Origin of the sequence: Burkholderia sp. COPS (genome assembly GCF_019425585.1) — a bacterium.
In the GTDB taxonomy this organism is placed as follows: Bacteria; Pseudomonadota; Gammaproteobacteria; order Burkholderiales; family Burkholderiaceae; genus Burkholderia; species Burkholderia cepacia.
Window position 1 is genome coordinate 83,131 of record NZ_WIXR01000060.1, and the last position, 23,062, is coordinate 106,192.

The following is a 23,062-nucleotide window of genomic DNA, read 5'->3' on the forward strand; positions in this document are numbered from 1 at the left end:
CGAGCCTAAAGAAAAACTTATGGGATTGGCGAAGGAGTGGATGACCGCTGCCGCCGGCGCGGCGTGCTCGATGGTTTGCGGGGAACGTCGAACGGCACCGTCGCGTGCACTGCCACGAACGCGACACGTCGATGACGTTGCCGTGCAAACGGGTCACGGCGCCGACAACACGACGGCTCGAGCGCGTTACCCCGGCAACTGGTCCAGAAACCCCAGCATCGCCGCGTTGAACCGCGCGGGCCGCTGCAGCGGCGCGAAATGGCTCACGCCGGGCAGGATCGTCAGCGTCGCGCCCGGGATCGTGCGCGCCAGGTACGCCGCATGCTCGGGCCGGATGAATTCGTCGTGCTCGCCCAGCACGATCGTGACCGGCACGGCGATCGCCGCGAGATCCTCCGCGCTGTAATCCGGTTGCGTGCGCATCATTTCGCTGACGGCCGCGACGAATGCGTCGAACTCGCCCGGTGTCGCGGAAAGCGCCGCATAGTCCTTGCGATGCCGCGCGAAGCAGCGGTCGAGCAGCGGGCCCGGCACGATCTCCTTCGTGCCGCCCGGGTCCATGTTGCATGCGAAGAAGAACACGCCGGCCGCGCGTTCCGGCGCGCGATCGGCCAGCACGAGCGCGATGCACGCGCCGTCGCTCCAGCCGACGAAGCGCGCACGGTCGACGTGCAGCGCATCGAGCACCGCGAGCACGTCCGACGCCATGCGTTCGTAGGAATAGGGTTGCGCATCGCGCGTGCTGCGGCCGTGGCCGCGGCTGTCGATCACGATCGCGCGGTAGCCGGCCGCGAGCAGCGCCGGCACCTGGTTGCCCCAGTTGCCGCCGTGGCCAAGGCCGCCGTGCAGCAGCACGACCGGCGGGCCGTGGCCGAACGACGCGTGCCAGATGCGCGCGCCGTCGTGTTCGAGCCATCCTTGCGCGTCGGCCGCCGGCAGCGGCGTGCCGCCTTGCGCGTCGAAGCGGACGAGGTCGTCGTCGTCGAGTTCCGCATCCATCGTTCTGTCGTCCTGTCGAGGGAGACGTGCTTGCGATTGTAATGCGTGCGGCCGACGCGGCCGCACCCGCTCAGGCCTGCGTCGACACCAGCCCGCCCGCCGACGAGCCGCCCGTCTTCTCGATCGCCGCCGCGAGTTGCGAGATCGCGGTCGCCAGCGCCCCCGCGATCGCGCCGGCTTCCGCGCTCAGCGACTGCTGTTCGACCGCCGCGGCCGGGTCGTCCTTCGCGCGCTGCGCCGCGCTCGCCATCTGGCGCTCGATCGTGGCCAGCTGCTTCTGCAACCGGTCGATCAACGCTTTCAGCTGCGCGACCGCCGGGTCGTCGGACGACGCGCCCGATGCGCCGAGCGTTTCGCCGGTGGCACCGGTCGAACCCTGCGCACCGGAAGTGCCTGCCGGACTCGTCGTACCCGTCGCGCCCGCGGCATTCGTCGCGCCATCGGTGGATGACGTCGCGGCGGGCGCGGCCGACGAAGCGTTCGCGCCAGGGCTGGTGTCCGCCAGCGAGGTGCGCGTGGTCGTGGAGAAATCGATCTGCATCGTGTCGGTCCCTGTGTCGGTAAGCGAATCGTGGCTGGGGGCGAAATTACCTTCCAACTCGTTTACGGCATTCGTCACACGAAACTTGAGTATCGGGGCCAGACAGATTTGGCTGAAGATCGCCGGTTTTGGTCGCGAAAGGGCCAGATTCGCGGCACCGCAGCGCTGATAAAATCGCGGCTTCGCCGGCGGAAGTCGCGCGCCCGCTGCCCCGGCGCACGAGCGCGCAACGCCGCCGGTTATCGACTCCCGCCCTTCCGGGCGCGGCACGCGACACGTGCCGACGCCGCGGTCGCGGCTGCGCGGGTCGCTTTTTCCGTTCGCCTGCGAGCCCCGCTCGCCGCTTCAAGCGGCGAACGCCGTCCGGCGCGCGCTCACTTCATCACGCATTCGAGGAACACACGATGGCCCGCATCGGCGCCTTCTGCATCACGACGTGGCTTGCCGCCGCGATTCTCTACTTCGGCCAGCACTCCGTCGCGATGATCGTGTTGAGCGGTGTCGTCGTGTTCGGCGGATTCGACCTGCTGCGTCCGTAAGCGCGCAGGGCCACGCGGCCGCGCCCGGTCGCGACGGCCGGCGCGACTGTGATAGCCTCTCCCGCACCCGCACCGTCTGTCACGCGCACGCCTTGCCGGCAACCAGGAGAACGGAATTTGAATCATGGTTCGAACCGCCACCCGGCCGCCCTCGCCTGCAAGGTGTGCTCGGCCCGCGCGCCCATCTGCGGGCTGGTCGATTTCTCGCGCTGCGGCGCCGACTTCATTGCCGGGAAGAAAGTCGACCCGTATGCGGGCGTGCCGGTCTACTACCATGCTTGCGAGCAATGCGGCTTCACGTGGGCGCCCATGTTCGACAGCTGGACCCACGACGATTTCGCGCAGCATGTCTATAACGCCGACTATGCGCGCCACGATCCCGAGTATCTCGAGATCCGTCCGCAGCAGCATGCCGACCTGATCTGCACCAGTTTCGCGGAAATGCGGGAAGGCCGGATTCTCGATTTCGGCTCGGGGCTGGGCTTGCTGGAACGGAAACTGGCGTCGCGCGGCTTCACGGACATAACGTCGTACGATCCGTTCTCGCACCCGGTTCCGCCCGAAGGCACGTTCGACACGATCCTGTCGTTCGAGGTGTTCGAGCATCATCCGGCGCCGTTCGACCTCTTCGACCAGATCATGCGTTACCGGAAACGCGACGGCGCGCTGCTGTTCCAGACGTCGCTGATCAGCCGGGAGATCATCGAGCGCGGCATCGAGCAGTGGTGGTACTGCGTGCCGCGCAACGGGCACATCTCGTTTCACACGCCGCAGTCCCTGACGCTGCTTGCCCAGCGCCACGGGCTCGAATACGGCGCGTTCAGTCCCGAGCTGCACGTCGTCTTCGATCGCGCGGCGACACCGCGCTGGCTCGACAGGTTTCTCAAGCCGTAACGGCGCGCCGGCGATCGGGCGTGCGACGAACGCCGCGTGCCTTCACGCGGCGCTTGAACGGCTCGCTGCCGCTTGCACGGCACGCGCCCACGCCGCCGTCAGCACTTCGCGAACGTCGGCACCGCCGGATCGACCGCCAGCGCACGTTCGTTGAAAACGACCGGCACCCCAGCAGCCCCGAGCTTGCAGTTCCCGCGGTCGAGCCGCCACCCGTCGATCCGCAGCGCGACGCGCGACACCGGCGCGCCGCTTGCATGCGGCAGGTCGATCGTGATCCGCCGCTTCGCGCCCGGGATCAGGTTCAGGTAGTTGTCGCTATAGAACGCGGGCAGCAGGCGCGCGCCAGTCGACGGATCGAATACTTGCAGGTGGGTCATCAATGCGACGCTTGCGCCGATATTAGCGACATCGACCGTGATGCGCGTGGTCATGTTGTCCGCCTCGGATGCGCTGGCCCCGACGGCAACCGCCGCGCCCGGCATCGTGTCGAGCGACGCATACGACGCGTCGCCGCCGTCGCGTTGCCGCCAGTAGACGTTCTCCGCGAGCGTATTGCCGCCCGAATCGGTCAGCGCGAGCGACACGATGCATACGTCCGACTTCGCGGCGGCCATCGCGGCCTTCAGGTTCGCCACCACACGATACGACGCCCGTGCGGCGCCGCCGACATCGGCCGTGCTCCGGCTGCTCAACGTGCCGTCCAGGTTGTACACGCGCATTTCAACGCTGCCGGTGACGGCTGCCGCCGTGTGATTCGCGATCGTCACGTCGGCCGTAGCCGCATCGAGGATCACATTCACGCGGCGACACCCGTGCTGAACCGCGAAGAACGACGAATGCTCCTCGAGATCGTGGCTGTACATCTGCCAGACGAAGCTCGGTTGAGACGGGTTCGTCATCCACATGATCACGCCGGTGGCAGGTGACGTAATCTCCCCGGCCACCGGGCCGATCATCACGGCCGCGTTTGCTTCGTAGATCGAACGGATACACTCGTAGTTCATCATCTGCGCCTTGCGCACGAAATCGGCGAGGTTCCGAATCGTGCCGTAACGCTGGCCGGTCATCGCGATGTAGCCGGCGCCACCCGGCACGTTAGCCAAATACGCGCCGTTGCCGTTCATGTCGCGGTCGGCCCAAAAGTTGTCGGGGCACTCGTACGAACCGGGCGGCAGCATCGCTTCGACGAATTCCAGCGTCGGGATCGAATGGGAGCCGACCTCGTTGTGGAACGGGATCGACGTTTTGCCGTAGTAGCGGTTGAACGCATCCTGAGGCGATGCCCAGTTATACGGGCCGCCGGACGAATAACCGTTCACGGCACCTGAACCCGTATCGCCAGCCGAACTCGTGAGGCACAGGCGCTGCGGGTCCAGCCTGGCGACGAGTTTGTCGAGCCCCGCTACGACCGCATCTGGCGGCGAGCCTTCGTTGCCGCCGCACCAGAGCACAATAGATGGTCGATAGCGGTTGCGGGCAATCACATCGCGAATGTTGTCGAGATCACGCTGCACGTTGGCGGGGCCCGATGTCCCCCCTTCGGTCGAGAAGAAAAAATCCTGCCACACGAGGATCCCGTAGCGGTCGCACGCATCGAAGAAATCGTCGCTCGTACTCTGCCCGTTCCAGTTGCGGATCAGGTTCAGGTTCGCATCGCGATGCAGCCGCACCTGGTTGAACAGCCGTTCGCGCGGAATGCGCTTCAACGCTTCGTCAAGCCCCCAGTTGCCGCCCATCACGAGAATCGGCAGGCCGTTGACGGTGATGCTCAACTCCGGACCATTACCGATATCGCGCGTATATTCGATGCGACGCAGGCCGATATTCAGCGTGCGTTCATCCGACAGCACACGCCCGACCTTGATCCCGACGGTCACCGCGTAGAGATTCGGATCGCCATATCCGTTCGGCCACCACAGGCGCGGCTGCTTGATCGACAGCGCCGCGATGTCCGCCGACGTGAGCGACACCTTCGTCGTAGTGTTCGACGCAGGAATCTCGATGTCGTGGGTGAACGTCACGCCGTTACCGATGCTGCCGACGATCGTCGCGACGATGTCGTGACCGGAGCCGTTGTCCAGCTCGAGATCGAGCCGCAACTCGGCCCACGACAGATCGTCGAGCAGCGTATGCGCAACGTTCATCGCCGCGATGCGCACCGCACCGGTCGTGAACCACGAAACCGGCTGCCAGATGCCAAGGTTGCGATCGGGGATCGTCGGCAGCCAGTCCCAGCCAGCCGAGCAGAAAAACGTCGGGCCATTTTTCAGCGTGTTGCCGGTCGGGCCGCCGTTGCGGCCGCCGCGCGTGACGCCGCTCTTGTAGTTCGGAAGCAGCGGCCCTTCCGAAAAATCCAGCTTGACGACACGCACCGCCAGATTGGCCGTGCCGCCCGCCTGCGGCACAAGCCGCGAGATGTCGAATTCGCCCTGCTTGAACGCACCTTCGAGCCGGCCGGCGAGCGCGCCGTTCAGCCAGATTTCCGCACAATAGTTGATGCCGCCGAAATGAAGCCACAGCCGCTGTCCCAGTTGCCGGGCCGGCGCCGCGAACGTGGTGCGGTACCAGTAATCGGTGTCCTTCAGCGTATCGGGAATGACATCGGTAACGATTTGTCCGTAGAACGGATCGGGGTACTTACGGTTGACGATCATGCTGTTCAGCACGGTGCCGGGTACCGTCGCCGGTGCCATGCCCGTCACGTCGGCGGCACCCGACAGTTGCGCGCCGGTCGCACCCGGCATGCTGCTCGCCGACGCGAACGTCCAGTTCTGCGTGAGTTCCTGCGAGGCCAGCAACGCGCGTTCCGGATCGGGTGGCACACCCGGCACCGCCGGCGGGATCGTCGCCGCCCCATCGGCACCCGGCGTGCCGGGCACGGCCGCCGTGGAGTCCATATCACCATTACACCCGGCCAGCCAGCTCGTGCTGACCAGCGCAGCACTGTAGGTCAGGAATTTCCGGCGCTCTTTCGATTTCATGTCGTTACCTTCCTCTGATAGTGTCGTCTCGACGGGCGCACACGGGGCCAACCCGGTGCGCGCCCGTCGCTTTCATCGCGCGCCGGCCTGGCGCATGCCCGTCGCGGCCGGCGGGCTGCCCGCCGTCATCTGCGTGTAGTCCGCGTTCGGACCCGATGGCGGCGTCAGGTTGTCAGCGGCCGCCCATTGCGTCGGCGTCGCTGACAGCGCGTAGTTCATCGTCCCGCCGCCTGCGATCTTGCCCAGCGGCAGCCACGAACCCGCGTAGTCCGAACCATTGACCTTCAGCGACTGGATGTAGGGGAACGCGGCGTGGCCGGTATCGTCGGCCGCGACCTGCTTGTCGCTGTCAAGACGCAGCGTCTTGCCGTTGCCGAGCCAGACGGTGATTCCGCTGAATTGCGGTGTCGACAACGCAAGACCGGCTTCCGACGGAATGACCGGGAACATGCCGAGCGTCGCCCACACGTACCAGCTCGACGTCGCGCCCATGTCATCGTTGCCGGGCAGGCCGTCGCGCCGGATCGTGAAGGTCTGCGCCATGATGATCGGCAGGATGTACTGCGCGCCGCTCGGTTGCCCGGCCCAGTTGTATCCCCACGGCGACTGGAACGACGGTTCGTTGCCGATGTACAGACCAGTGGACGATTCGCCGCCGTTCAGGTTGCGGGAAGTCGGCACGGTCGAGTACGGCGTCGTGATCGAGAACAGCGCGTTCAGCCGCGTGACGGCCGCCTGCTTGCCGCCGATCGCGCCGATCAGCGCGGACCAGTCCTGCGCGAACGACCAGAAGTAGTTTGGCTCCGTTGATTCGTGGAACGCGCCGGGAATCAGCGTACCCAGCGTGCCGGACGCAGCGCCGGCCGGCGGTGCGTTGCGCGCGGCGATCACTTTGTTGCTGTAGTCGAAGATGTTTCGCCACCATCCTGCCCGCATGTAGAGCGTGTTGATGTTGTCGGAAGTGACTCCGACGGACGGCGCGTTCAGTACGCCAGGCGGCAAGGCCTGCAGGAAGGCCGCTGCCGAGCGGTCACTCAGCACGCGCTCGATGGTCGCGGACGACGCATGCCCGTCGTCGTCCGGGGACAGGTAGTGGGCCGTCAGGAAATTCAGGAGCCCCGGCGCGCTCAAGCGGTCGTTGCAAGCACTCGACGGATCGAACACGGACTGCTTCGTCAGCCGTGCGGCCGATACCAGATCGAAATCGGTTGCACCGAACTTGTAGGAACCCGCGATCACGTTCAGCGCGTTGTCGCCCGACATCGGCGTCGAATCGTCACTGCCGTCGACCCAGTGCGGGAAGGCGCCGCACTGCAGTCCGTCGACGACCAGCGATTGCATCATGTCGCTCGCTTCCTTCGGCGCGAGCAGCGCAAGCAACTGCGCTTGCGAGCGATACGTATCCCAGAACGACAAGCCGGTGTAGTGGTTGCCATATCCGCGCGTCGAGCCGTCGGCGTGGCGATACGTGTAATTCTTGACGTTCGCGGTATCGCGCTTTGGAACGCCCCCGGTTCTGTCTATATCGTTGGAATAGTTGAACGGACTGTCCGGATCATTGGGCTGACGCATGCTCCGGAAATCGCCGTTCGTGTCGCTGTAGAGCGTCGGCGCGCTGAACACGTGATAAAGCGCGGTGTAGAACTTCGTGAGATTCGTCTTCTGCGTCGGATTCAGCGATGTGGCGTTCCCGGCGTCGTCGATCTGAATCGTATTGAGCCGGTCGTTCCACAGTGCCGATGCCTGCGCACGCGCATCGTCGAACGCCAGCTTTCCGCCCTCGGCATTCAGGTTGGCCTGGGCGTTCTCCGCGCTGACGGATGAAATGCCGACCCTCACGGTAACGGTCTTGTCCACCTTGGTCAGGTCGAACTGCAGCGTCGCTGCGCCGTCGCTGGCGACATTCACCGACGACGTGCCCGATTGCTTGCGCAGCGGCTTGTCGAAAGTTGCGTAGAAGTACACGGGGGCATTCCATCGCGTACCCCACGGCGTACAAAATGCGGGAGCGACTGCCTGGCCGCTCATCGACTTGCCGTCGCTGGCGATCGACAGCGCGACATTCTCGGCGGCGATCGGCGTGCTGCCCCACGCGTTGCTGTTGCCGTTCAGCTTCGCATCGATCGAGAAGAAACCCTTGTCCTTGTCCGTATAGGTGAAACGGGCGACACCGGAGCGCGCCGTCGCGCTCATCTCGGCCAGAATGCCGTTGGCGAGACGCACCTTGTAGTACCCGGGTTGGGCGGCTTCGTTGGAATAGTTGTACCCGATACCGGTCGGCGAGCCGTTGGCTGCAAGGGCATTTGCCCCGTCGGTCGGCAGCATCGCGACCGTGCCCTGCCCGGGGCAACCGACACCGCTCAGGTGCGTGACGCTAAAGAAGTGAATCGTGCCGCTCGATCCGCCGGACGACAGATACCCGCCCGATCCGTTGAAGTTGTACCGCGGCGTATTCGGCCCGAACGTCACCATGCCGAACGGCACCGTCGCGCCCGGGTTCACGTTGCCTGCGTACCCAGAGTCGGCGTTGACCTGCGTACCGATGAGCGGGTTGACGAACTGGGTCAGCTGCATGTTGGTGCGTTTGGGCGGCGCCGGCTGATCGGGCTGCGACGGCCGGGAGGGGTCCGAGGACGGCGGCACGGCCGACGGCGTGTCTCCCGCGCCGTTGCTGGCCGTCTGAACGCTGTTCACGTCGTCGCCGCCGCACGCGGCAAGCGCCGCGCAAGTCAGCGCGGCGACGAGCAAGAGTCGTGTATTTTTCATTTTTTGTTTAGTACCGTTAATTAAAACGATTGTTCCGGTGCCGCGATCATCCGGCACGCCGCACGGCTGGCGGCCCTGCACGGCGCATCGATGCCACGCGGCGTGACGTCGCCTGGTCCCCTCAGGCGACGTCACGCTGACTCGTTACATGCGAATACCCCGCGACGATCATTGCCGCCGCAACCATCGCTTCCGCCGCCCTGTTTCCGGGAACGTTACATCCTTCCCAGTGGCTTACAGTGCAACAGCAACTGTTTATTCACCACGAGAAGTTTCCCGAATTTTCAGTTTGTTTAACTAAACAAACGGGCGTTAATCAGATCGGGATACGCATCCCCGCCATTTGTTGCGTTGCAACGGCGGCGCACCGGGAGGTGCATTGACAGGCGCCCGGCGAACCCGGGCGCCGCATGAACGTGAAGAACGGGACGAACGGATGCCGTGCGCGTCAGCGCGGCAACGTCCGCAACGACGACGGCCCGCCCGTCAGCGCGATCCGCTTGCCCGTATCGCGCAGCTTGCCGCCTTCCACCGCATAGAACGCCAGTTGCCGCTCGACGTTGAACTGCACGATCACGTGCCGGCTGTCCGCGGTGAACACGATGCCTTGCGCGGCTTCGCCGCCGGGCACCTCGCTCACCTTCACGGCCTGCCCGTTACGGATTTCGAACAGCAGCACCTTGCCGATCTTGTGGCGGCCCGGATTGTCGGCCGTCAGGTTCGAACCGTCCATCGCCTGCACGGCGATCCACTTCCCGTCCGGCGAAATCGCGACGCCTTCCGGCAGCGACGGCACCGTCAGGTACTGGACCGTGCGGAACGGCACGCGCGACACATCGATCAGCGCGACCGAATCGGCATCGCCCGCGAGCGTGCCCGTATAACCCGGCAGCCCGGCCAGCCCCACGTTGCTGACGACGGCCCAGCGGTTGTCGCTCGACACGTCGATCGTGTAAGGCGCGACACCTGTGCTCAGGCGCGACCCGCTGTCGGTCACCTTGCCGTCGTCGATGTTCAACACCGCGATGCCCTGCTCGTCGCGCAGCGACACGAGCGCATGCTTGCCGTCGTGCGTGAAGCTGATCCCGGCCAGCCGCTTCTTGCCGATCTTCAGGCTGCCGTCGAGCGTCACCTGCGTGCCGTCGATGCGAAGGATCGACACGCTGCCGTCGACGTTCGCGACGAGCGCGAGCTTGCCCGAGCGGTCGATCGCGATCCCCTGCGGATGCGTGCCGAGCTCGATGCGCGTGACCGACGGCGGCGCGGCGTCGAGATTCACGACCTGCAGGAACGTGTCGAACACGAGCTGCTTCGCGGCCGTGTCGTAGCGCGTCGGCGCGCCGACAAGCGCGAGCTTCGCGTCGGGCGTGATCGCGACGGCCTGCGGCGGCCCCTGGATGCCGTTCTCGACGTCGACCTGCCGCGCGACCTTCGGCGGGAACGTGCTGGCGTCGAGCAGCGTCAGCGTGTCGGCGGGCGGCGACGCGAGATAGGTGTCGCGGCCCTCGACGCGCTGGTACTTGCCGTCGTTGCCGGACACGATCCAGTCGGCGGCGTGCGCGGCAACGGCCGTCGTGGCGAGCGTCAGCGCGGCGAGCAGGCGCGCGCTGCGCGGGCGGAAAGGATTCGAATGCATGGCGGTCGGTTCTCCGGATCGGTTGCGGATGCAATGGTTGGCTCGACCCTGCTGCTCGACGGGTCAAACCACCGCATGATGCCCGAAAGCCGCCAAATCCGGCGTCCCGCACCCGGTTCGTTTCGGTCAACCCGTCCGTCGCGCGCCGGACGGCCACTCGCCGACGTCGTCGAGCGGATACACCGGCCGCGCCAGCCGCTCGTAGTGAAACAGCCCGTAGTCCGAGCTCGTCACGCCGCGGCTGTCGCACTCGACCAGCGCGGCCGCGATCGGCACGAACACCGGCCGGCAATACATCCGCGATTTCAGCAGCAGGAAGCGTGCGCGGCGCGGATCGACGCCGACGCTCTCGAACACGCCGAGGTCCCACGGCTCCTGCGTACGCTCGGTGATGACGAGCGTGGCCGCGCCGATATCGAGCACGGCCGTGCGGCCCATGTACGCGCGCTGGCCCGTGTAAGTCGGCCCCGTGATCACGTATTCGCCGTCGGTGAGCGCACGCACGATGCCGGTCGCGCGAAACGGCTCGCGCCGCACGCCGCCGTGCGACGGCAGGCGGTTGCCGACCGACACCGTCACGGTCGCGCCGACTCCCGCGTCGATCAGCACCGCAACGGCCTGCGGGTCGCACAACGGCCCGCTGACGATCCCGTCCAGCCCGTGCGCGAGCGCGGCTTCGAGCAGGTCCATCGTGTCGCACGGGCCGCCCGACATGCAATTGTCGCCGTGATCGAGCATCAGCGCGGGGCGATCTGCGTCGCGCGCGAGCGCTGCCGCCTGCGCGACCGATTCGGCGAGCGGCGCGCTGCGATAGACGAATTCGTCGCGCGCGTCCCAGATCTGCCGCGCGATGCGCTCGGCCGCCGCGTCGGCCGCGGCGCGGTCGCCATCGGCCACGACGACGACGCTGATGCACGGCGCGGGAATGTCCGCGAGCGAGAAACCCGGCAGCACCGATACCGCGAGCATCCCGTCCGCCTCGGCCTCACGCGCGGCCTCCACCGCGCGCTTCATCGCGCCTTCCGCGCTCGCGCTGCGCAACGTCGACGTCATCAGCGGCGGCTGCCGCCACGCGAGCACGGGCCGCGCGCGACCGTGAAGCCGGTCGAATAGCAACCGCGCCGCATGCTCGCCCGTCTCGTACATGTCGACGTGCGGATAAGTCTTGAAACTGACGATCACGTCCGCGTGATCGATCATCTTCTGCGTGACGTTCGCGTGCAGGTCGAGCGCGACCGCGATCGGCGCATCGGGCAGCGCCGCGCGCACGCGTTCGAGCAGGTCGCCCTCGCCGTCCGCGCTCTGCTCGGCGACCATCGCGCCGTGCAGGTCGAGCATCACGGCATCGCAACCCGGCGCGGCCGCGACGATCGCATCGCAGATCGCCGCATACGCGTCGGCCGCGACCGGGCCGCTCGGGTTCGCGGCCGCCGATACGGGCGTGACGATCCCGGCACCTTCACGCTCGGCCGCGTCGAGGAACGCGGACATCGCGGTGCGCATCCCGCGATTCGCGCGATACGCATCATCGCCCCAGTCGGGGCCGTTGCGGCCGAACGCGGCGAGCGGCGTCGGCACCGGCGAGAACGTGTTCGTCTCGTGGTTCATCCGGGCGATCAGGATCTTCATCGTGTACTGCCCTCCACGTTCGCGGCCGTATCGCGTCGGCCCGCTGCCGTCTCCTTCACCCGCATCGTCGAACTCCCCTCAATCGATGAAACGATGAAACGACGCGGCACGCGCAGCGTGCCGTCGCCGGAATCGCGCCGCCGCCCGCCGGCTCGCTCGTCGCTTGTCGCTTGTCGTCGCGAATCGGGGCAGGGGCGCGCGTCGCTCAAGCGTACCCCGTCGTGCCTTTCGTCTCCAGATATTCGACGAGGCCGAACTCCGCATACTCGCGTCCGTTGCCCGAGCGCTTGTAGCCGCCGAACGGCGCAGCCGGGTTCCATGGCGGGTAGTTGATGTGGACATTGCCGACCCGCAGCCGTGCTGCGACCCGGCGCGCGCGCTCGAGGTCCTTCGTCTGCACGTATGCCGCAAGTCCGTAGACCGAATCGTTCGCGAGCGCGATCGCCTCGTCCTCGGTGCGGTAGGTCAGGATCGACAGCACCGGCCCGAAGATTTCCTCGCGCGCGATCGTCATGTCCGGCGTGACGTTGGAGAACACCGTCGGCTTCACGTAGAAACCGTCGCCGAGCCCGTCGGGCCGACCGGTGCCACCGGCGACGAGCGTCGCGCCTTCGTCTATCCCGCACTGGATCAGCTGCTGGATGCGGTCGAATTGCGTGCGGCTGACGACCGGCCCGATGCCCGTTTCCGTCGAACGCGGATCGCCGACGACGGTGCGCGCCGCCTCGTTGCGCGCCGCGGCCTCGGCTGCGGCAAGGTGGTCGACGTGCACGAACATCCGCGTCGGCGCGTTGCACGACTGCCCGCTGTTGCTGAAGCAACTGCGCGCACCGCGCGTGACCGCATCCTCGATGTCGGCATCGGGCAGGATCAGGTTCGGGCTCTTGCTGCCGAGTTCCTGGTGCACGCGCTTCACGGTATCGGCGGCCGCCTTCGCGACCTCGACACCCGCGCGCGTCGAACCGGTGAACGACACCATGTCGACCTCCGGATGCCGCGACAGCGCGTCGCCCACTTCGTGCCCGTAGCCGTGCACGAGGTTGAACACGCCCGGCGGCACGCCGGCTTCGTGCAGGATCTCCGCGAACAGGATCGCGCTGAACGGCGCGATCTCGCTCGGCTTGAGCACCATCGTGCAGCCGGCGGCGAGCGCCGGCGCGACCTTGCACACGATCTGGTTGATCGGCCAGTTCCATGGTGTGATCAGCGCGCACACGCCGATCGGCTCGTGCGATACCAGCAGCGAATCGGTCTGCGTGCTGAAGCGAAACGACTGCAGCGCGCGAATCGTCTGCTCCAGGTGCGCGGTGCCGACCGCCGCCTGCATCGCACGCGCGAATGCGATCGGTGCGCCCATCTCCTGGCTGATCGTCCGCGCGACCTCCTCGTAGCGGCGCTGGTAGACCTCGAGCACGCGCCGCAGCAGCGCGACGCGCTCGCCCACCGGCCAGCGCGAATACGTGTCGAAGGCCTGCCGGGCCGCGCTGACCGCACGGTCGACGTCGGCCGCGCCGCCGATCCTGAGCCGCGCATACGGCCGCGCCGTGCTCGGGTCGATCACGTCGATCGCCTTCGCATCGGCCGGGTCGAGCCACTGGCCGTCGATATAGGACTGTTGTGACGTTCGCATCGAATGCTCCTGTGGTGACGGATGCCGGTGTCGCGCTCAGCGCGTCGCGCGCGCGAAGGTGTCGACGAGGATGTCGCGGATCTGCGCGACGAACCACACGATTTCGTCGCGCGACATCACGAGCGGCGGCGAGAACTGCACGATCGGCGTGCCTTCGTGGTCGACGCCCGCGCGGCACAGCAGCCCCGCGTCGAAGATCGCGGGCGCGAGCAGCGTCGACACGAACGCCTGCGCGCTGATGCCGGCCGCCCAGCGGCGCGCGGCCTTGTCGGTCACGAGTTCGAGCGAATAGTGGTAACCGTCGCCGCGCACGTCGCCGACGCACGGCAGTTCGAGCAGGCCGTCGAGGGTCTGGCGGAACACCGCTTCGTTGCGTCGGACGTTCTCGAGCACGCCTTCGCGCTCCATGATCGCGAGGTTCGCGAGCGCGGCCGTGCACGCGACCGGATGGCCGCCGTATGTCGCGCCGTGCAGGAACATCTGCTGCGGGCCGTCGAGGATCGTTTCCACGACCGCGTCGCTCGCGATCACGCCGCCGAGCGGCACGTAGCCCGACGCGATGCCTTTCGCGAACGTGATGACGTCCGGCTTCAGCCCGTAGCGCGCGGAGCCGAAATATTCGCCGAGCCGGCCGAACCCGCAGATCACTTCGTCGGCGACGAGCAGCACACCGTGCCGGTCGCAGATGTCGCGCAGCCCGGCCGTGTAGCCGGCCGGCGGCGTCAGGCTGCCGCCCGCGTTCTGCAACGGCTCGACGACGATCGCGGCGACGGTATCCGGACCTTCCTGCACGATCAGCGACTCGATCTCGTCGAGCAGATGGCGCGTGAACTGCGCTTCCGTCTCGCCCGCCGGGCGACCGTAGCGTTTCGTGTTGCCCACGTGGCGCACGCCCGACATCAGCGGCTCGAAATGCTTGCGGAAGTTCGTCATCCCGTTCAGCGCGAGCGCGCCGAACGACGTGCCGTGATACGCGACGCGACGTGCGATGAACTTGCGCCGCTGCGGCTCGCCGCGCGACTGGTGATACTGGCGCACCAGCTTGATCGCCGCTTCGTTCGACTCCGAGCCGCTCGACGTGAAGAACACGCGGTTCAGCCCGTCCGGCGCGAGCGTCGCGAGCTTGTGCGCGAGCGTGATCGCCGGCTCGTGGCCGACACCCCAGTTGGTCGCGAACGGCAGCCGCACCATCTGCTCGCGGATCGCGTCGCCGATTTCCGCGCCGTGGCTGTAGCCGACCTGCACGCAGTACAACCCGGCCAGCGCATCGAAGTAGCGCTTGCCGTGGCGGTCGACGAGCCAGCAGCCTTCGCCGCGGTCGAACACGGTCAGCGCGTGGTCGCGATACGCATCGGCGTGCGTGAAATGCATCAGCAGGTGGCGCTTGCCGAGCGCCTGCAGGTCCGCATCGAGATTGACGTCAACAGCGTTCATGGTTCACTCCTCCTTCAGGGTTTCAGGTCCGGCGCGGCGCGCCCGGTCATTCAGTTCATCGACAGTGTCGGCGCCGGGCGCGTGAAGCCGCGCGTCAGCCATGCGAGCTGGCAGAGCCCGAGCACGAGCCAGCCGATGCCGACGTAGAACGTCTGGCGCGACAGCCCCGACCAGAGCCACACGTTCATCGCGAAGCCGAGCGCCGGCATCACGCCGAACGTGATCCAGCCCGCGAAGCGGCGATGCTCGGCGCGGCACAGATAACTGCGCATCACGCACAGGTTCACGACCGCGAACGCGACGAGCGCGCCGAAGCTGATCATCGTCGACGCGAGATCGAGCGTGACGAACAGCGCGGACAGCGACACGACGCCGACCGCGAGCGTCGCGCGCACCGGCGTGCGCAGCCGCGCATGCAGGTGGCCGAACACGCGTTCGGGCAGCACCCGGTCGCGGCCCATCGCGAACAGCACGCGCGTCACGCTCGCCTGCCCGGCCATCGCGCTCGCGAAACAGCCGGCCACGTACACGGCGACGAAGAACGCCGACAGCGTGCCGCCGCCGATGCGCCGCATCAGCTCGAGGCTGGCCGAATCGAGATCCTTGAATGCGTGCCAGTCGGGAAACACCACCTGCCCGACATACGCGATCAGCATGAACAGCACGCCGCTCGCCAGCGTGCAGAGCAGGATCGCGCGCGGCACCGTGCGCTTCGGCTCGCGCGTTTCCTCCGACAGCGTGGTGACCGCGTCGAAGCCGAGAAACGACAGGCACAGGATCGCGGACCCGGCGAAGATCGCGCGCGCATCGCCCGACGACGGCAACGCGACGGCCATCGACAGTCCCTCGCCTGCCGCGACCCGCGCCGATGCGATGACGAAGATCGCGATGAACACGAGCTGGCTCGCGATGAGGATCAGGTTCACGCGATTGACGAGCCGGATGCCGACGATGTTCAGCCCGGTGATCAGCGCGATGCTCCCGACGATCCACACGCTGGCCGGCACCATCGGAAAAATCTGCTTCATGTAGATGCCGATCGCGAGGTAGCTGATCATCGGAATGAACAGGTAGTCCATCAGCAGCGCCCAGCCGACCATGAAGCCGGCCGACGTGCCGAAATTGCGGCTCGCGAACGTATAGGCGGACCCGGCGCTCGGCATCAGCCGCGCCATGTGGCCATAACTGCGCGCGGTGAACAGCATCGCGACCAGCGTGACCGCATACGCGGCCGTCAGGTGCCCGTTCGTCTCGCTCGTGACGAGCCCGTAGGTCGTGAACACCGTCATCGGCAGCATGTACGCGAGGCCGAAGATCACCAGCGTCGCGAGGCCGAGCAGGTGCGGCTTGCGGCGTTCGTCCGCGTCGCCGCGAAACGCATGTGCGGCGAAGTCCTGCGTCGCGGCGGCCGATGCGTATCGACCGGGGCTGTCGTTGTCCATGCTGTCCTCACGTAGGTGGCGTTCACGGCTTCAACACTCGTTCGCCCGGCACGGCCGGCGGCGCACGACTGGAAGAAAGTGTGGTGCGCCAAAAATTCCGCCACGAATGAGAAATGCGGACGTAATCGGGGGATATTTCCGGACACCCCGCCGCGTATCGCGCCGGCGCGTCATGCATGGTGCTGTGCCGCACTGGCGTTTTGCGGACATTCCGGCTATGTTCTACGCGACCCAGTCGCCCCGTCAGCACCATGGACACTCGATCTCATCGAAACCAGAGCCGGGCCGAGCGCAGCCTGCGTTCGTCGCTCGGCCTCGCGCGCCCGGCCGGACGCCAGGAGGACATTCCCGCCACCGTCCACGCGATCGCGGTCGCGCTGGACGAGTGCCGCGTGCGGCATATCGACGGTGCCGCGCTGCTCGAAGGCACGGGGCTCGGCGCGGACGAAGTCGCGTCGCCGAACCTGCACGTGAATCGCGGCCAGGAGCAGCGCTGCTTCCACAACCTGCTGCAGCGCAGCGGCGTGCCGTCGATCGGGCTGTCGATCGGCGCGCGGCTGCACGTATCGACACTCGGCCTCGCCGGCTACGCGATGCTGATCAGCGGCTCCGTCATGCAGGCATTCCGGTGCATGAGCCAGTTTCCGCTGTTCATGGGCCTGTATTTCGACGTGCGTATCGATGCGAATGCGGACGGCATGAGCGTGACCATCAGCCGCTACAACGGCGAGCCCGATCTCGAGGTGTTCCAGGTCGACATGTGCCTGTCGAGCCTGCGCCTGATCGTGTCCGACCTCGTCGGCAAGCCGGTCTGGCCCGCGCAGGTACAGCTCGCGCGCCGCACGCCGCGCAACGCGGCCGACTACACGCGCCACTTCGGCTGCAAGGTCGCGTTCAATGCCGGTGACAACCGGCTCGTGTTCACGTCCGTGAACGGCACCGAGATGCCGCTGCTCGCGAACGAAGTCAGCTTCAATGCGCTGCACGGCCAGTGCGAGGCGCTCGAACGGCAGTGGGCCGCGTCGGTCGGCACGCGTTTCGCCGATCGCGCGAAGGAGCTGATGGCGCGCGACCTCGCGCGTTTCAAGTCGATGACGTCGCTCGCGAACGCGCTGCACCTGACGGAGCGCACGCTGCGCCGTCGGCTCGACAAGGACGGCCTCACGTTCCAGTCGCTGCTCGACGACGTGCGCCGCGACGAGGCGGTCCGGATGCTCGACGATCCGGAGCTGACGGTCGCGGCCATTGCGGAACGTCTCGGCTACAGCGAGCCGCGCAGCTTCCGCCATGCGTATCGACGCTGGACCGGGCACCCGCCGCGCGCCGGCGCCGAGTCGGACACGTAACGCGCCATGGACGCCGGGTTGAAAGGCGCGCAGCACAAGCCTTCACGCCATCCGGCCACGAGCGGGATTCATTGACGGCATCGGTCATTCCCGCACACGTCATGCATGACCTGCGTCTGCATGGCGTCGCGTTCGAGATGGCGGTTATCGTCCGGGTCGACTCAAGTAGAATGCGCGCAACCATCAAGCCGAGCGGGGCCACGCTTCCATTCCACTCGCACCGGCGCAACGCGAACAAGACGACACGAAACTGCGCAGCGGCATCCGCGGGCCGCGCCGCCCCATCCGGGCGCGCGCCACCGCGACGATCGCCCGCCGACGAAGCCTCCATGAGCAAACCGATCCTGTACCTCCTCGCCGGCAACGGCAGCGCGGCCGACTGGTGGGACGACACGCTGCCCCACTTCCGCCATTACCGGCCCGTGCCGCTGGAACTGCCGGGCTTCGGCGACAACCCCGCGCCGCCCTGCGAAGATCTCGCCGCGTATGCGCAAGCGCTGCTGGACGCAACCGAACCGGGCCACGCGATCATGGCGGTCGGCGTGAACGCGCTGCTGGTGCTGCACGCGTTGCAACGGCGCCCCGGCCACTTCGGCCGCAGTGTGCTGCTCGCGCCCGTCGGTGCATTTCTGTGGGAACGGCGCCTGCCGAAACTGATGGCGCCGAAGCCGCTGCGCAAGACCGTTCACTGGCTGCTCGCGCACTACCCGGCGCTGTTCGCCCGCAAGTTCTCGAACCTGACCTGGACACACGCGCAGTACCGCCGCATGGGCGCCGGCTACGCGCGCTGCCGCGCGTTCCTGCCGCACTGGGATCTCGTGCGCGCCGATACCGCGCTGCCGCTGCTCGAGTGGGTCACCGATCGCATCGAACTCGTGTGGGGCGACCAGGACGCCGTGCTCGGCGTGCGCCAGGCCGCCGCATGGTCGGCCATCCTCGCGCGCGCCGAGCTCACCGTCACGCTGCAGGCCGGCTGGGGACACTATCCGTGGATCGACGCGCCGGCGGCATTCGCGCAGTGGCTCGAAGCGGGCGACGCCGGCTTCGTCGCGCACACCAAGGGCGGGCGCCTGGCGCTGGCGACGATGGCCGGCCTGCCCGTGCCGCCCGCGCTGTCGCTGACCCGCGCCGACGATCCGCGCCTGCCCGGCTTTCTCGCGAGCCAGCCCGACGCCGAGTGGGCGATCCGCTCGTCGAGCCATGGCGAAGACCAGGCCGATGCGGCCAACGCGGGCCTGCACACCACGTTCCTGCGCGTACCAGCCTCGCAGGCAGCCGCGCGCGTGGCCGAGCTGCTCGACGGCGGCCTCGAGGAAACGGTCGTGCAACGCTTCATCACGCCCGTGCTGTCGGGCATCGCGTTCGTGCGGCATCTCGCGGTCGAAGTCGAATGGGTGGAAGGCCACCTCGAATCGCTCGCCGACGGCCAGGCCAGCCCGCAACGCGCGATCCTGTCGCGGCTCGGCGAGCCCTGGCAGCGCGGCACGTTCCCGGGCGCGCACGGCCTAGGCGCGACGCAACTGTGGACCTTCCTGCAACGCGTGCTGCGCGCGTTCCACTACGTGCCGGGTGATGTCGAATGGGCGTGGGACGGCACGCAGCTGTGGCTGCTGCAATATCGCCCGATCAGCAGCTACGGCTGGCACCGGCACCTGACCGCCGCGAACATCGCCGAGATCCTGCCGCCGCAGCCCAGCCGGCTGGTCGAGTACGCACAACGGCGTGCGGCCGGCAGCATCCCGGCCATCATGGCGCGCTGGGATGCACGCGTATTGCAGGACAACGAACCATTCACCGCGCTCTACGGCGGCGCGTCGTACATCAACAACGACCTGTTCCTCGCCCGTCTCGCAGACTGGGGCGTATCGGCCGGCAACTACAGCGGCGAGATCGGCGGCGCGACCCCGCCGCTGCGCTGGCGCCCGCTGCGGCTGCTGCGTTCGCTGCCGGTGTTCTGGCGCATGCTGCGCGCCGCACGCGGGCATCTGCCGACGCTCGAACGCGGCCTGCAGCGCTTCGACCGGGAACTCGCGACGCTCGTCGAGCAACGCGCCGACGGCCGGCAGCTGGCCGACTGGTTCACGCGCTTCTACGTGTTCGTCGTACAGGGCAACCTGTGCATCGCGTCATCGCTGGCCAGCAGCGGCGGCGCGCTCTGGGGCCGTCCGCAGACCGCATATGGCCAGCTCGGGAACAGCCCGCATCGCCTGCCGTGGGAAACCGATCCGGGCACCGCACGGCCCGCGCCCGCCGATCTGCCGTTGCAGGCGTTTCCCGACTGGCCGCTGCCCGTCCGCGTACTCCACGCGCTCGGCGCGCCCGGCATGCGCGGCTGGTATCTGCAGGTGCGCGAGTGGTATCGCGACAACCTGATGCGCGTGTTCTTCCGCCTGCATCACGCGATGCCGGCCGCCGACCGCGACGCATGGTTCGCGCCCCATCCCGATCGCCGCGAACGCAACGGCAGCTTCTGGCAGGACGGCAGCGAAGGCACCGACGAGGCGGCCGGCTTCATGATCTATCCGGGCCACACGCAAGGCGTGCTCGGCCGCGACATCCTGCTGGAAGACACGCTCGACCCGGGCCGGCACGCGCAGTACCAGGCCGCGCGTGCGGTGATCGCGCGCATGGGCGGCCGGCTGTCGCACGGCGCGACGCTGCTGCGCGAACTGCGCAAGCCGTCGGCCGTGCTGCCGCGCGTCGACGCGGCGTGGATCGGGCGCGAGGTGCGGCTCAGCGACGGCCGGCTGACGCTGGTCGACTAGGCGCGACACGGTTGCCGCGGGCCCGGGCGCGTACTCAGCGCACCGGCGTGCGGAGTTTTCCGTCGACCTTCAACGTACGCCGGTCGTGCGCGGCTTCGTATTCGACCGTCTGTGCCGGTGTGACGGCGCCGTAGGAACGGCCGTTCACGTAGACGATGCCGTCCCGCAGCTCGATCCGGTCGCCGTTGACCGTCGCGGTCGCCCGTTCGCCCTGCAGCACCGCGCCCGAGCAACCGGCGGTCGAAAAGCTGCGCACCGACGTGCCCGGCATCGCGGCGATCCCGCCCTGATCCGCCGCATGCGCCGCGCTGCAGGGCGGCGCATCCATGCTGCCGGCCGCGTGAACGGCACCGGCACCGATCCCGCATCCGGCAAGCAACGCAATCGTCATCGGCTTCAGATTGTTCATGGTGGGCTCCGTTGTCCGCCGCCGCGGATCGATGACCGGCCGACACCCGTGCTCGCATGGCGGGGCGTCCGGATGCATCGAGTATGCGTCCGGTTCGCGGCACTCCGCCATCCGCGCCAATACCACTCACCGCCCGCCCATCCGTCCCCGCGATCCGCGCCGACGCCGGCCCCGCAAGCACCGCTCGGCACGACGCGTCCCGATGAAAATCCGCCTTGATCAAGTTGCGACCCGCAACTATTATTGATTGCGATCCGCAACCTTTCCGGGCTGACCATGGACCTCATCGACGCTCCCGCCAAGCCTCGCGAAGCAACCATCCTCGAGCTTCGCGACTTCTCCCGCAAACTGGTTCGCGAGCTCGGCTTCATGCGCGCGACGCTGGCCGACAGCGACTGGGCGCCTTCGGCGGTTCACGCGATCCTCGAGATCGGGATGGCGCCCGGCATCAACGCCCGCGATCTGGGCAACATCCTGCGGCTGGACAAGTCGAACACCAGCCGGCAACTCGCGCGGCTCGAGGCGGCCGGCATCGTCGAACGGCGCGTGTCGAGCGACGATGCGCGCGCGACCGAGCTGTACCTGACCGCCGACGGCAAGAAGCTCCAGAAAAGAATCGACGCGTTCGCGACGGATCAGGTGTCGAATGCGCTGCGCCGCATGGTGCCGGCGGATCAACAGGCGCTGCTGCGCTCGCTCGCGCTGTATGCCGATGCGCTCGCGCAGGACAACGCCGCCAGGGCAAGCGCCGCGACACCCGATGCGCCATCGATCCGCGAAGGCTACCAGCCGGGCTGCATCGGCGATATCGCGGGCCTTCACGCGTGCTTCTACTCGGAACACTGGGGATTCGGCGCCTTTTTCGAAAAGCGGGTGGCGACCGAGCTGGCCGAGTTCGCCGGTGCGCTGCCGGCCGACGGCAAGGCGCTCTGGCTGTGCCAGGAAGACGGACGCACGCTCGCGTCGCTCGCGATCGACGGCGACCCGGCAACGGGCGTCGCGCACCTGCGATGGTTCATCGTGAACGATGCGTTGCGCGGCTCGGGCATCGGGCGCCGGCTCATGACGGAAGCCATGCGCTTCGTCGACGCACGGCGGTTTCGCGAAACCTATCTGTGGACGTTCAAGGGCCTCGATTCGGCACGCCACCTGTACGAGTCGTTCGGCTTCACGCTGACGAGCGAATCCGCGGGCACGCATTGGGGCACCGAGGTGGTCGAGCAGCGCTTCAGCCGGCCGGGGCCATCCGGCGGCTGAGGGTCGACGGGCCGTCTGCGCCGCGACGCCCTTCATGGTTTCTCGAGTGCCTTTGCGACTACCTTTGTGACGACCGTTCCGGCGCGATTCGCGCTGCAGGCCGTCGAATATTCTCATCACTTGACCCGCGTCATGGCCGCTCGAGCCGCGTCGCGTGCGCGGTTCATCCGTTATCGCGATCACGCCGAACGCCTGCATCGGCCTGCGAATCACTAGGGAAAATCCTGAGACATCCTTACAGCGATTTCCCTGATGATTCACGGAAGCGTCATGTTTCGGCGATCCAGCGGTCCGCCAAGCTTTCAGTTCGCGTCTCGAAACCGATGACGCATCGCGGCAAATTCGATGACCGCGGCCTGAAACGGCAGTCGCTGGCGAATCGTCAGGTGTTCAATACTTTCAACAACCCGGTCGAGAGTAAACGTGAGATTCCGTGGCCCGCTGGTGCGGTGGAGACGAGGCGATGCGCGAAACCTGCGCGCCGCGATCGCGTCCACCGACGACCGTGGTGACGGCTGGCAAAGTCCTCGCCTGCATCTGTCGATCTACACCATCCTGTCCTGCCGCTCCGTTCGCCGCCACAACGCCGTCGCCGCACGTGCGTACGTCGCGATCCATACCGACGACGTGGCCTCGCTGCTGCCTTAGCGCTTCCTCCCTTTCCCTGCATCCGTTCGACCTGCCCGCCGTGTCGCCCGACCGGTGACGGAATCCGCTCGCACTTCGTTTCCGTGCGAGCCGGCCCGCAGTCGAACGGACTCCTGATCGTTGCGCACCGCGCTCGCTCACCGCGA

The 23,062-nt window shown here is 67.4% G+C and carries 16 protein-coding genes; 6 read left to right on the forward strand and 10 right to left on the reverse strand.

Annotated elements, in window-relative coordinates:
• Window positions 1-186 precede the first annotated feature (186 nt).
• Entirely contained in the window at window positions 187-999 is an 813-nt protein-coding gene (locus tag FOZ70_RS34675) for an alpha/beta hydrolase (protein WP_060307400.1), read from the reverse strand.
• A 70-nt stretch (window positions 1,000-1,069) separates the two neighbouring features.
• Window positions 1,070-1,540, reverse strand: a complete 471-nt coding sequence (locus FOZ70_RS34680; RefSeq protein WP_059863270.1) for a hypothetical protein — start codon at window positions 1,538-1,540, stop codon at window positions 1,070-1,072.
• Between the two features lie 404 nt (window positions 1,541-1,944).
• Here FOZ70_RS34680 and FOZ70_RS38325 point away from each other — a divergent pair, with 404 nt between their 5' ends.
• Both FOZ70_RS38325 and FOZ70_RS34685 read left to right on the forward strand, forming a co-directional pair.
• Window positions 1,945-2,079 carry a hypothetical protein gene (locus tag FOZ70_RS38325; RefSeq protein ID WP_006767081.1) on the forward strand — a complete coding sequence of 45 codons (135 nt, stop codon included), beginning with the start codon at window positions 1,945-1,947 and terminating at the stop codon, window positions 2,077-2,079.
• Window positions 2,080-2,196: 117 nt separating this feature from the next.
• A complete protein-coding gene (locus FOZ70_RS34685) occupies window positions 2,197-2,973 on the forward strand; it encodes a class I SAM-dependent methyltransferase (RefSeq protein WP_059489329.1) in 777 nt (258 codons plus the stop codon).
• A 98-nt stretch (window positions 2,974-3,071) separates the two neighbouring features.
• Here FOZ70_RS34685 and FOZ70_RS34690 read toward each other — a convergent pair whose 3' ends face one another.
• The 7 genes from FOZ70_RS34690 to FOZ70_RS34720 all read right to left on the reverse strand — a co-directional run bounded on the left by FOZ70_RS34690 (window position 3,072) and on the right by FOZ70_RS34720 (window position 16,491).
• A complete protein-coding gene (locus FOZ70_RS34690) occupies window positions 3,072-5,954 on the reverse strand; it encodes a sugar-binding domain-containing protein (protein WP_219707712.1) in 2,883 nt (960 codons plus the stop codon).
• Window positions 5,955-6,026: 72 nt separating this feature from the next.
• Window positions 6,027-8,720, reverse strand: coding sequence for a glycoside hydrolase domain-containing protein (locus FOZ70_RS34695; protein ID WP_219707726.1), 2,694 nt, complete (start codon window positions 8,718-8,720; stop codon window positions 6,027-6,029).
• Window positions 8,721-9,168: 448 nt separating this feature from the next.
• Window positions 9,169-10,356: a beta-propeller fold lactonase family protein gene (locus tag FOZ70_RS34700; protein ID WP_059489323.1), complete on the reverse strand. Its 1,188-nt coding sequence runs from the start codon at window positions 10,354-10,356 to the stop codon at window positions 9,169-9,171.
• Window positions 10,357-10,482: 126 nt separating this feature from the next.
• Window positions 10,483-11,985, reverse strand: coding sequence for a M81 family metallopeptidase (locus tag FOZ70_RS34705; RefSeq protein ID WP_219707713.1), 1,503 nt, complete (start codon window positions 11,983-11,985; stop codon window positions 10,483-10,485).
• Window positions 11,986-12,190: 205 nt separating this feature from the next.
• The gene (locus FOZ70_RS34710) at window positions 12,191-13,615 is read right to left on the reverse strand and encodes an aldehyde dehydrogenase family protein (RefSeq protein WP_219707714.1); all 1,425 of its coding nucleotides are present in this window, start codon (window positions 13,613-13,615) and stop codon (window positions 12,191-12,193) included.
• Between the two features lie 36 nt (window positions 13,616-13,651).
• Complete coding sequence (locus FOZ70_RS34715) at window positions 13,652-15,049, reverse strand: aspartate aminotransferase family protein (RefSeq protein WP_059652006.1); 1,398 nt, start codon at window positions 15,047-15,049, stop codon at window positions 13,652-13,654.
• Window positions 15,050-15,099: 50 nt separating this feature from the next.
• Window positions 15,100-16,491 (reverse strand): APC family permease, encoded by a 1,392-nt coding sequence (locus tag FOZ70_RS34720; RefSeq protein ID WP_059620381.1) that lies wholly within the window; start codon window positions 16,489-16,491, stop codon window positions 15,100-15,102.
• Window positions 16,492-16,742: 251 nt separating this feature from the next.
• On the opposite strand from FOZ70_RS34720, the gene FOZ70_RS34725 reads away from it, so the two are divergent.
• Both FOZ70_RS34725 and FOZ70_RS34730 read left to right on the forward strand, forming a co-directional pair.
• Window positions 16,743-17,837, forward strand: coding sequence for an AraC family transcriptional regulator (locus tag FOZ70_RS34725; protein ID WP_219707715.1), 1,095 nt, complete (start codon window positions 16,743-16,745; stop codon window positions 17,835-17,837).
• A gap of 329 nt (window positions 17,838-18,166) precedes the next feature.
• On the forward strand, window positions 18,167-20,602 hold the full coding sequence (locus tag FOZ70_RS34730; protein WP_219707716.1) for a PEP-utilizing enzyme: 2,436 nt from the start codon (window positions 18,167-18,169) through the stop codon (window positions 20,600-20,602).
• Between the two features lie 34 nt (window positions 20,603-20,636).
• Here FOZ70_RS34730 and FOZ70_RS34735 read toward each other — a convergent pair whose 3' ends face one another.
• Window positions 20,637-21,011: a hypothetical protein gene (locus FOZ70_RS34735; protein ID WP_059489298.1), complete on the reverse strand. Its 375-nt coding sequence runs from the start codon at window positions 21,009-21,011 to the stop codon at window positions 20,637-20,639.
• A gap of 276 nt (window positions 21,012-21,287) precedes the next feature.
• On the opposite strand from FOZ70_RS34735, the gene FOZ70_RS34740 reads away from it, so the two are divergent.
• Together FOZ70_RS34740 and FOZ70_RS34745 are read left to right on the forward strand one after the other, a co-directional pair.
• Window positions 21,288-22,268: a helix-turn-helix domain-containing GNAT family N-acetyltransferase gene (locus tag FOZ70_RS34740; RefSeq protein ID WP_219707717.1), complete on the forward strand. Its 981-nt coding sequence runs from the start codon at window positions 21,288-21,290 to the stop codon at window positions 22,266-22,268.
• A gap of 423 nt (window positions 22,269-22,691) precedes the next feature.
• Window positions 22,692-22,916 (forward strand): hypothetical protein, encoded by a 225-nt coding sequence (locus tag FOZ70_RS34745; protein ID WP_021160126.1) that lies wholly within the window; start codon window positions 22,692-22,694, stop codon window positions 22,914-22,916.
• Window positions 22,917-23,062 lie beyond the last annotated feature (146 nt).